Source organism: Pseudokineococcus sp. 1T1Z-3 (genome assembly GCF_037482365.1).
GTDB lineage: Bacteria > Actinomycetota > Actinomycetes > Actinomycetales > Quadrisphaeraceae > Pseudokineococcus.
Genome location: NZ_JBBHZF010000012.1, coordinates 163689 through 173722, shown reverse-complemented (window position 1 = coordinate 173722; position 10034 = coordinate 163689). Strand labels below are relative to the sequence as shown.

Genomic DNA, 10034 nt, shown 5'->3' with positions numbered 1-10034 from the left:
CGGCCCGACGTCCTCGGCGAGCTGGCGCTCGCCTGCCGGGACGGCGAGCGGGTGCGGTTCCACTACGTCGCCGGCGACGGCGGGGAGAGCGAGCGGTCCGTCGAGCCGGCGGCGCTCGTCGCCTCGCGCCGGTCGTGGTTCCTCCTGGCCTGGGACCGGGGCCGGGAGGACTGGCGGACCTTCCGGGTCGACCGGACCTCACGGCTGCTGCGGCTCGGCGTGCGCGACCCGCGGCGCGAGGTGCCGGGCGGCGACCCGGCCGCCGTCGTCGCGGAGGCCCTGCGCTGGCGCCGCTCGCCGGCGACGGCGGAGGTCGTCGTCGACCTGCCGCTCGCGGCGCTGCAGGCGCACCTCGGGGGCTGGGCCGGCGAGGCGCGGGCAGAGGGAGACGAGCGGTGCGTCTGGCCGGTCGGTGGCGCGTCGGCGGCGCAGGTGCTCTCGGCGCTGGCGTGGCTGCCGGAGGGCGTCTCGTACGAGGTCCGCGCCACGCCCGAGCTGCTGGCCGACGTCGCCGCGGCGGCGCGCCGGGTGCTGGCGGCGACAGGCGCCGGCTCGGGCCAGGGGGTCCCCGAGGGCTGAGCGCGAGCCCCGGGCGCAGCGGACGGCGCGCCGGCCCGCGCAGTCCGCGCCCGGGGGCACCCTCGGGCCCGGCGGAACGGGCATCGCCTGGCCGCGAGCCGCCGCTCGCGAGAACCTGTCGCCGTGCCTGACGACGCCCTGCCGTTCCTGCCCGAGGACTGGTCGACGGCCCTGGCCGTCGCCGCCCACCCCGACGACCTGGAGTACGGCGCCGCGGCGGCCGTCGCGCGCTGGACCGACCAGGGCAAGCGCGTCGCCTACCTGCTGCTGACGAGCGGCGAGGCCGGCATCGACACCATCGCGCCGGAAGAGTCCGGGCCGCTGCGCGAGGGCGAGCAGCGACGGGCGTGCGCCGTCGTGGGCGTCGACGACGTCACCTTCGGCGGCCTGCAGGACGGCGTGCTGCAGCCGGACGTGCCGATGCGCGCGGTGATCGCGCGGGCCGTGCGGCGCGTGCGGCCCGACGTCGTCGTCGCCACCGCGACGAACGACTGGGGCGGTCAGCCCGACCAGGCCGACCACCGGGCGGTCGCCGGCGTGCTGCTCGACGCCGTCCGCGACGCCGGCAACCGGTGGGTGCACCGCCACCTGCTCGACGAGGGCCTGGAACCGCACGACGTCCGAGAGCTGGTGTGGGTCATGGACGCTGAGCCGACGCACGCCGTCGACACGAGCGCCACGACGGACCGCGGGATGGAGTCGCTGCGCGCGCACGAGACCTACTGGGACGTGCTCGGCGGCACGCCCGAGGAGATGCTCCGCCAGGGTGCGGGCGAGACGGGTGCGCGCCAGGGCGTCCAGACCGCCGTCCTCGTGCGGCGGCTCGTGCTCAAGGAGTGAAGGCTGGCTCACCCACGCGGTCCTCAGGACACCGTCTGCACCAGCTGGACAAGATTGCCACGGGTGTCGTCGAGGACGGCGGTGCGGACGGGTCCGGCGTCGACCGGCGGCTGCACGAGGCGGACGCCGAGGCCTTCGAGCCGGGTGTGCTCGGCGGCCACGAGCATCCTCCCGCGCCGCGACGACGTCACCTGTGGAGCCGTGCCAGCATCGCCCGGTGGACGACGACGTCATCCGGGGGGCCCGAGTCCGCCTGCGGCCGATCACGCGGGAGGACCGGGACGCCGTCGTCGCCATGCGCCGGACGCCCGAGGTGCACCGTCGGTGGCGGGGTGACGACGTCGCCGCGGAGGTCGACGCCGACCTGGCCGACCCTGCGCGGCACCTGGTCGTCACGACCGACGACGGCCGGGTCGTCGGCCTCGTGCAGGACGGCGAGGAAGAGGACACTGACTACCGCTCGGCGTCGGTCGACCTCTTCGTCGACCCGGCCATGCACCGGCGCGGGTACGGGAGCGACGCCGTGCGGACCCTCTGCGACCACCTCTTCGACGAGCGCGGGCACCACCGGGTCACCATCGACCCGGCGGTCGACGACGAGGCCGCGATCGCCTGCTACGCCCGGGTCGGCTTCCGCCCGGTGGGGGTGCTGCGGGCCTACGAGCGGCAGAGCGACGGCACGTGGGCCGACGGGCTGCTCATGGAGCTCCTGGCGACGGACAGACCGGGTCCGGGCTGACCCTTCCCCGGTCCATCGCCGGGCAGCAGGCGGTCAGGCCGCCGTCGTCGTCCCGTCGTCGTGCTCCACGCGGCGGCGGCGAGGGCGTCTGGGGACGTGGAGCCGGGTGATCTGGGCCTGATCGCCCGGCTGGGCGTCCCCGGTCGGGCGACGACGGCGACGCGACCAGGGTGGTGGTGGCACGCGGGGGTCGGCGGAGTCGGGTGGGCACCAGATGACCTGTGACCCACCCAGTGGAGGCACCTCCACCACCGCGCGCATCGTTGTGGCACAGCGTGCTACTTTTTAGCACGTCGTACTACTGGCGAACGAGACGAGGAGTGCCGGCATGGACGGTCTACGTGAGCGGGTCGAGGCGACGGACGCCGTGTGGCAGTGGCTGGTGCTGCTGGTCGGCGGCGCCATCCCGTTCGTCGAGAGCTACGGGGGCTCGGCGATCGGCGTGCTGGCCGGCGTGCCCTTCGTCGTCGCGGTCGTGGCCTCGGTCGTCGGCAACGTGGTGAGCATGGTGCTCGTCGTGACGCTCGGAGACGTCCTCCGGCAGCGCTGGCGCGCGGGCAGGCCGCCGAGGCAGCCGTCGGCGCGGCAGGAGAAGCTCCGGCGGCGTTTCGACCGCTTCGGGGTGCCGGGCGTCAGCCTGCTGGGACAGACGGTCCTGCCGAGCCAGATCACCTCCGGCGCGCTCGTCGCCTTCGGCGCCGACCGACGGCAGGTGATCCTCTGGCAGGTGATCTCGATCGTCGTGTGGGGGCTCGCCTTCGGCGGGCTCGCGGCGGCCGGCGTCTACGCCTTCACCGAGTGAGGACCCCGTGAGAACCCAGGAGGACGGGCGCCGGGCCCCGTTCCGCCCCGACCGGCGCGAGCAGATCCTCCTCGCGGCGGAGCAGGTGCTCGCCGAGGAGGGCATGGCGGCGGTCTCGGTCCGCGCCGTGGCCGAGCGGGCCGGCCTCGGCGCCAGCACGCTGCGCTACTGGTTCCCGAGCCAGGACCAGCTCGTCACCGCCCTGGCGCGCCGGCAGCTGCACCCCCACCTGGAGGACCGGCGGATCAGCGACCCTGGCGTCCCCGCGGCGGAGCGCCTCCTGGAGTGCCTCCAGCAGTTCGTCGTCACCTCCGACCCCGAGGACCTGCCGTCCGCGCTCGACCACTGGGCGGTGATGGTCTCCCTCGCCGTCGGGCCGCACGCGACGCCGCTGGGCAGGGCGACCTACGCCGGGTTCGTCGAGGCCGCCGCCGAGCGGGTCGAGGGGTGGCTCGCCGTGCTCGTCACCGAGGGGGCCCTGCCGGCCGAGCGGGTCTCCCTCGCCGTCCCGGCGCTGCTCACGCGCGTCGACGGCCTCGCCCTCGGGATGCTGCGCCCGGCGTCGCCGCTCGACGTCGGCACGGCGCTCGACGTGCTCCGCGAGGACGTCGCCTGGGTGCTGCGCCCTCCAGGCTGACCCCGCGTCGTTCACCCTGCCGTCGGCGCCGGCAGCACCTCGGGGTCGTCGGTGAAGGCGTGCCTCGGCACGAGGACCAGGAGCCCGGCGGCGAGGAAGCCGGTGGCGCTGCACATCACCCACACCGTGACGTAGCCGGAGAAGGACGCCGCCGTGTCCCCCGCCGCCGTGCCCGCCCCCACCTGGCCGGCACCCTGCAGCAGCGCCAGCCCAAAGACGGCCGAGGCGACGGCCCCGCCGACCGTCTTCACCGAGTTCGTCAGGCCGGTGGCGACGCCGGTCTGACGGCGGGGCGCCGCGCTCGCGGCCGCGGCGGGCAGCGCGGCGACGAGCGCCCCCGACCCGAGCCCCACGACGACCATGCACGCGACCACGGTCAGGTACGCGCCGCTCAGCGGCACCAGCGCGAGGAAGCCGACGCCGACGCACGTCGAGGCACCCATGAGCGTCACCCGGGGCGTCAGCCGCCGGGCCACCACGGGGAAGGACAGGGCGCCGACGACCATCGCGACGAGGTACAGCCCGATGATGAGCGACGTCGTGAAGCCGCTCGTCCCGAGGCCGTAGCCGACGGCGTCGGGGTCGGTGCGGGCGAACGTCGACAGCGGCGCCTGTGCGCCGAGGACGCTGACGCCGAAGAGCCCCGCCGTGAGGAAGATCGGGCGCAGCGTCGGCGAGGCGAACATCCGCACGTCGACGAGGGGGTCGTCGTGCCGCAGCTCCCACCGCACGAAGGGCACGAGCAGCACCAGCCCGAGCGCGGCGAGCGCCCACGGCAGGGGGCTTCCCGCGCCGACGACGCGCAGGAGGCTGAGCCCGCCGAGGGAGGTCGCGAGGGCGAGCGAGACCAGCAGCAGCCCGACGACGTCGAGCCGACCCCCGGCGGGCTCGGGCGTCTCCTGGACCCCGACGAGCACGACGACGAAGCACGCCACCACGAGCAGCGCCGGCAGGAGCAGCACGACCCGCAGCGGCAGCAGGTCCACGAGCGCCCCGCCCGCCAGCGCCCCCGAGATCGCGCCCAGCTGCAGCGCGGCGACGAGCAGCCCCGCCGCCGCGGCGGTGACGGCCGCACGGTCCGGCGCGTCGGCCACCCGCGACCAGACCAGCGCCACCTGCAGCGGCAGCCACACGACGTAGACGCCCTGCACCGCCCAGGCCAGCAGGAAGAGGACGAAGGAGTCGGTGAGGGGCAGCGCGAGCGAGGCCAGCGCCGTGACGGCCGTGGACCACAGCAGCATCCGCTTGTGGCCGACCATGTCGCCGAGCTTGGCGAAGGCCGGCACGACGAGCGCCGACAGCATGAGCTGGGCGCCCTCGAGCCAGTTGACGTCGGCGTCGTGGATGCCGAGGTGGCGCGCGATGTCGCTGAGCATCGGCGTGTAGTAGCCCTGCAGCACCCCGCTCGTGAGCTCGACGACGACGAGGAGGCCGACGACGCCCGTCAGCGTCGTCGTCAGCCGACCGCTCATGCGGGGCTGGCCGGGCTGGCCAGGCGCAGCAGGAGCGTCCGGTGGAAGACCTCGCCGCGCTCCAGCTCGGCGACCTCGACCCGCTCGTCGAGGCCGTGGATGCCGGCACGCTGCGCCGCGGACATCGCGAGCGGCGCGAAGCGGTAGACGGCGGGGAAGGCGCGGTGGAAGTAGCGCGCGTCGCTCGCCGCCATCATCAGGTAGGGCACCGTGACCGCGTCGGGGTGCGAGGTGCGGACCGCCTCGGTGAGGAGGGCGAAGCGCTCGTCGTCGGTCGGCGACGTCGGGCTCGGGTCGTTGCCCTGCACGAGGCGGACGTCGACGAGCGGGTCGGCGACGCGCGCGCGCAGCCGCGCGAGCACCCGGTCAAGGCTGTCGCCCGGCGCCAGCCGCAGGTTGAGCGTCACCGACGCCGACGGCGGGAGCACGTTGACGGCGGTCCCGCCGGTCTGCATCGTCGCCGCGACGGTCGTGCGGACCATGGCCGCCGGCTCCCCGCCGAGCGCGGCGAAGAGCTGGGCGCCGAGCCGCGGCGCGGCGACGAGGACGCGGTAGAGCGCCCGCCACGGCCCGCGGGCGGTCGGGGCGAGCAGCGCGAGCATCTGCGCGACGGCCGACGGTATCCGGGCGGGGAAGGTGCGCGGACCGAGCCGGTCGACCGCCCGGCTCAGCCGGCTCACGGCCGTCAGCGGCGGCGGCGCCGAGGCGTGGCCGCCGTCGCTGCGCGCCGCCAGCTCCACGGCGGCGAAGCCCTTCTCGGCGACACCGACGAGGGCGACCTGCCCCGCCACCCCGGGCAGCGGCGCGGTCACGACGGCGCCGCCCTCGTCGAGCACCAGCCACGGCGTGACGCCACGCTCCTGCAGCCGCGCGACGGCGGCCTGCGCCCCGGTGCCGCCGCCCTCCTCGTCGGCGCCGAAGGACAGGTAGACGTCGCGCGCCGGCGTGAACCCGGCGGCGAGCAGGTTCTCCACCGCCTCCAGGACGACCGCCAGCGGCCCCTTGTCGTCCAGGCTCCCCCGCCCGTAGACCCAGCCGTCGGCGACGACGCCGTCGAACGGCGGGTAGGTCCACCCGTCCCCCGCCGCCGCGGGGACGACGTCGAGGTGCGCCATGAGGACCAGCGGGTCCGCCGCCTGGTCCCGACCGGCCCACCGGTAGAGCAGCGACCGCACGCCGTCGCCGCTGACGAGCGTCTCGACGTCCAGCCGCTCGTGCACGAGCGGGTACAGCTCGGCAAGCAGCGCCGGGAAGGCGGCCCGCTGGTCGAAGGCGTCCTCCGTCGGGTCACCGCTCGTCGGGTCACCGGCCGCCACGGTCGGTACCCGGACCATCCGGGCGAGCCGCTCCGCGACGCCGGGCCGCGGCGTCAGGGGGGCGGCTCCTGGCACTCCGGCGGGGGCGTCAGCGGTGGCGGTCACGCGCCGACGGTAGGAGCCGGGCGTCGCTCACGGGCCCCTGCGAGCCAGGTCTGCCCCCCGCGGCGCACGACGGCGGCGTCAGCCCGGCCGCCCGTAGACCAGCCGGCGCAGCATCACCTCGGCCGGGCCGCGGCGGCCGGCGCGCTGCAGCCCGAGCGCGACCGCGACCGTGAACAGGTACGTGCCGACGCCGACCAGGGCGACGAAGGCGGTGCCGGCGCCGACACCGAGGCCGAGGCCCCAGGGGGCGAGCAGCGGCACCATGACGACCGACTGCAGCAGGTAGCACGTCAGCGACCGCTGCCCCACCGCCGTCAGCGCGGCCCAGGCGCCCGTCGGGACCCAGGTACCACCGGCGCGCCGCTCGCGGACGGCGACGACCCACCCGGCCAGCGCGGCCGCCGCGACCGCCTGGGCGAGCCCGGTGCCTGCGTGCAGCACCGCGAGGAGGAAGTCCGCGACGGCGCCGACCTGGATCACCTGGACCGAGGCGAGGACCAGGGGCAGCCCGCCGAGCAGCCCGATGGCGAAGCCACCGACCGTCAGTCGCCGCAGCGCCGGCACGTGCTCGGAGGGGCGTTGCAGCACCTGCCGTCGCTCCAGCAGCACCCCGAGCACCGCCGGGGTGAGGAGGACGAGCACGACGACGGGCGCCCCGAGCACGGTGAAGAAGGCCGTGACGCCCCGCAGCAGCGCGGCGCCGAGGTACGTGGACGGCACGAGGTCGCCGAGCGGCGGCTCCGCGCCGACGGAGAGCCCGTCGAGCCCGCCGAAGAGGAGGAAGGGCAGGAGGCCGACGACGGCCAGCACCCGGAGGGTCGACTCCTTCGCTCGCAGCACCAGCAGCACGAGCGCGACGCCGAGGACGCCGTAGGCCAGCAGGACGTCGCCCTCGAAGAGCAGCAGCAGGTGCGCCAGCCCGACCAGCCCGAGGACGAGCGTGCGGCGCAGGAGGACCCAGCGCGCCTGCGGCCACGGCGTCCCCCGCTCGCGCAGCCGCCGGGCCAGCACCGCGAGGCCGTAGGCCAGCAGCAGCGTGAACATCGGGAAGGCGCGGTTGTCGGCCAGCAGCCCGACGACGACGTCGGCGACCCGGTCGGCGCCGGAGCCGTCGACCGGCCGGCCGCTCGGGCCGAGGTCGCGGTCGGTCAGGTGCAGCGGGCTGTTGGCCAGGGCGATCGCCAGCAGCGCCGCGCCGCGCGCCAGGTCCGGGGCCGGCGAGCGCTCGGCCGCCGTCGTGGGGGCCAGGCGCGGGGGCGGGGGTGCCGTGGTGCTCACGCCGCCAGCCTGGCAGCCCGGCCCCGCCACCCACCGAGCCGGGCGTCAGCCCGGCTCGACGCCGTACGCGCGGGCCAGCCGGTCCAGCCGCTCCGCACGGCCCAGCCGGGGCAGGTCGCTGCTGTCCCGGACGACGCGGGCGCGGTCCTCGAAGTCGGCGAGGAACTCCCGCGCCCAGGCGACGTCGGTCCGGGTCGGGGACAGGGCCTCGTCGACCACGCCGACCTCGTCCGGCTCGAGGCAGATCTTGCCCGACAGGCCCAGCTGCAGGGCCTTCTCGCAGGCCTCGCGCAGCTCGGGCCGACCGCCCCCGGTCGTCGGGCCGTCGACCGGCGCCGGCAGCCCGCCGATGCGGCTGGCGAGCACGAGCCGGGAGCGCGGGTACCCCATGGCGATCTCGGTGTCGGCCGTGGAGGTGTCGAGGCGGTAGTCCTGGCTGCCGAAGGCCAGGCGCACGCACCCGCGGGCGGTGGCGACGGAGACGGCCTCCTCGACGCCCAGCGCCGACTCCACGAGCGCGACGACGGGCGTCTGCCCCCCGAGCCGGTCGGCGGTCTCGGTGACCTGGGTGCCCGACTCGGTCTTGGACAGCACCACGCCCACCAGGCCCGGCAGACCTCGCAGCGCGTCGACGTCGCGCGACCAGTGCTCGGTGCCGCGGCCGTTGACCCGGACCCACGCCCGTCCGCCGGCCCCCCCTGCGGCGCTGCCGTCGCCGGAGAGGAAGTCGACCGCCGCCCGGCGCGCCTCGTCCTTGCGGGTGCCGTCGACGGCGTCCTCCAGGTCGAGCACGAGGGCGTCGCAGCCCGAGCGGGCCGCCGGCCCGAGGTCCCCGAGCGCGGGGACGAGGAGCCAGGAGCGCGCCAGCTCCGGCGGGATCCGGCGGGCCGGCGGGGCGTGCGCCGGCAGGTCGGTGATGAAGTCGACCGCGGCGGTGCGGAAGTGGCGCGAGGTCGGGGCGTTGAAGTGGTGGCGGCCCGGGATCTCGAAGAAGGAGGCCTCCGGCGCGAACGAGGCGAGCCGCCGGGAGCGGTCGAGGATGCGGTCCTCGCTGCCCGTCGCGACGAGCAGCGGCTGGCGCGGCGGGTCGTCCGGGTCGGGGTCGCCGCTGCCCCGCATCCCCTCGACGAGCGCGATGAGCGCCCGGATGTCGTTGCCCGACACCGACTCGGCCATGGTGAGGTAGGCGCCGGTCATCCGGTCGGTGACCTCGGCGCCGTCCTCGACGTGCGCGCGGGCCTGGTCGAGGTCGAAGCGCTGCAGCGGCTCGCCGTCGGGGATGCCACCGAGCACGGCGGACAGGATCCGCTCCGGCGCCTGCACGGCGGCCTGCCACCCGACGCGGGCCCCGAGGGAGTAGCCCACGTAGTGGGCGTCCGCGACCTGGTGGGCGTCGAGGACGGCGACGACGTCGTCGACGAGCTGGGCCAGGCTGTAGCGCTCGGGCTCGTGCGGCGTGCTGCTGGCGCCGTGCCCGCGCAGGTCGACGGCGATGACGCGCAGGCCCGCCCGGGGCAGGTCCCGGGTCCAGCCGGTCTGGGCGTAGTTGGCCGTCGCGCTGGAGGCGAAGCCGTGGACGGCGACGACGACGGGCGCGGCCGCCGGGTCCTCGACGTCCTCGGGCTCCCAGATGTAGCTGGCGATCTCCAGCCCGTCGGAGGCCGTGACCATGGTCGGCGTCGGGACGTCTTGGCTCACCACGGGAGGCATCTTGGCCGAGGAGCGGCCTGGGCGCGGCCGCGGGCGTCCTCCCGCGGGTGTGAGGCCGCCCACGAGCCAGGAGGCGCGCGGGAGGACGATGGCCCTCGTCCGCCACCGGGGCCGCCGGTCGGGCACCGAGCGGACCATCCCGCTGGTCGTCCAGCAGGTCGGCGACGACCTCGCCGTCTTCGCCTCAAGGCCGGCGCGACGACGCACCCGGACTGGAAACGCGACCTCGTGGCCCACCCGCAGACACGCGTCGAGGTCGGCGCCGGGCCCGGCGGTGCCGAGGTCGCCGTCACCGCGCGCGAGCTGCACGGCGACGAGCGCGCCGAGGTGTGGGAGGCGCTGCAGGAAGGCCGACACCGCGCTCGCCCGCGGTCGGCGGACGCCGACAGCTCAGAGGCGAGGTCCACCGTCGACGACGGCCGCGGCCGCGCCCGGTGCCAGCGCGGACCTCACGGGTCAGCAGGCGGCGCGCCGGCCCCAGATGTCCGCGGTCGTCCCGGGAGATCGGCGCGCCGGCCCACAAGGTCCGCGCTCGGCGGACTTCGCGGGCCACCAC

The 10034-nt window shown here is 76.4% G+C and carries 9 protein-coding genes and 3 pseudogenes; 6 read left to right on the top strand and 6 right to left on the bottom strand.

Annotated elements, in window-relative coordinates; translation table 11 throughout:
• Window positions 1-579: helix-turn-helix transcriptional regulator (locus WDV86_RS04205; protein ID WP_339566347.1), on the top strand; the 579-nt coding region annotated here is incomplete at its 5' end.
• 123 nt (window positions 580-702) lie between these two features.
• A complete protein-coding gene (locus WDV86_RS04200) occupies window positions 703-1419 on the top strand; it encodes a PIG-L deacetylase family protein (RefSeq protein WP_339566346.1) in 717 nt (238 codons plus the stop codon).
• A 23-nt stretch (window positions 1420-1442) separates the two neighbouring features.
• Here WDV86_RS04200 and WDV86_RS04195 read toward each other — a convergent pair.
• Window positions 1443-1580: pseudogene (locus tag WDV86_RS04195) on the bottom strand (VOC family protein); the annotation flags it as partial.
• Window positions 1581-1636: 56 nt separating this feature from the next.
• On the opposite strand from WDV86_RS04195, the gene WDV86_RS04190 reads away from it, so the two are divergent.
• From WDV86_RS04190 to WDV86_RS04180, 3 genes are all read left to right on the top strand, one after another.
• Window positions 1637-2158, top strand: coding sequence for a GNAT family N-acetyltransferase (locus tag WDV86_RS04190; RefSeq protein WP_339566344.1), 522 nt, complete (start codon window positions 1637-1639; stop codon window positions 2156-2158).
• Window positions 2159-2486: 328 nt separating this feature from the next.
• A complete protein-coding gene (locus WDV86_RS04185) occupies window positions 2487-2960 on the top strand; it encodes a hypothetical protein (protein WP_339566343.1) in 474 nt (157 codons plus the stop codon).
• Window positions 2961-2967: 7 nt separating this feature from the next.
• Window positions 2968-3597, top strand: coding sequence for a TetR/AcrR family transcriptional regulator (locus tag WDV86_RS04180; RefSeq protein WP_339566342.1), 630 nt, complete (start codon window positions 2968-2970; stop codon window positions 3595-3597).
• An 11-nt stretch (window positions 3598-3608) separates the two neighbouring features.
• Here the strand turns inward: WDV86_RS04180 and WDV86_RS04175 are convergent, their stop codons facing one another.
• From WDV86_RS04175 to WDV86_RS16205, 5 genes and pseudogenes are all read right to left on the bottom strand, one after another.
• Window positions 3609-5069 carry an MFS transporter gene (locus tag WDV86_RS04175; protein ID WP_339566341.1) on the bottom strand — a complete coding sequence of 487 codons (1461 nt, stop codon included), beginning with the start codon at window positions 5067-5069 and terminating at the stop codon, window positions 3609-3611.
• On the bottom strand, window positions 5066-6490 hold the full coding sequence (locus WDV86_RS04170; RefSeq protein WP_339566340.1) for a M20/M25/M40 family metallo-hydrolase: 1425 nt from the start codon (window positions 6488-6490) through the stop codon (window positions 5066-5068). The genes WDV86_RS04175 and WDV86_RS04170 overlap by 4 nt, the downstream gene beginning before the upstream one ends.
• 78 nt (window positions 6491-6568) lie before the next feature.
• Window positions 6569-7768: a DUF418 domain-containing protein gene (locus tag WDV86_RS04165; protein WP_339566339.1), complete on the bottom strand. Its 1200-nt coding sequence runs from the start codon at window positions 7766-7768 to the stop codon at window positions 6569-6571.
• 45 nt (window positions 7769-7813) lie between these two features.
• Window positions 7814-8686, bottom strand: coding sequence for an HpcH/HpaI aldolase/citrate lyase family protein (locus WDV86_RS16210; protein WP_445262937.1), 873 nt, complete (start codon window positions 8684-8686; stop codon window positions 7814-7816).
• A 366-nt stretch (window positions 8687-9052) separates the two neighbouring features.
• A pseudogene (locus tag WDV86_RS16205) lies at window positions 9053-9439 on the bottom strand (alpha/beta fold hydrolase); the annotation flags it as partial.
• Between WDV86_RS16205 and WDV86_RS16200 the strand changes: the two are divergent.
• Window positions 9341-9811: pseudogene (locus WDV86_RS16200) on the top strand (nitroreductase/quinone reductase family protein); the annotation flags it as partial. The pseudogenes WDV86_RS16205 and WDV86_RS16200 sit on opposite strands and share 99 nt — an antisense overlap.
• Window positions 9812-10034 lie beyond the last annotated feature (223 nt).

Coding starts and splice junctions, on each gene's coding strand:
- WDV86_RS04185 (WP_339566343.1), top strand. CDS start 2,487: ATGGACGGTCTACGTGAGCGGGTCGAGGCGACGGACGCCGTGTGGCAG.
- WDV86_RS04175 (WP_339566341.1), bottom strand. CDS start 5,069: ATGAGCGGTCGGCTGACGACGACGCTGACGGGCGTCGTCGGCCTCCTC.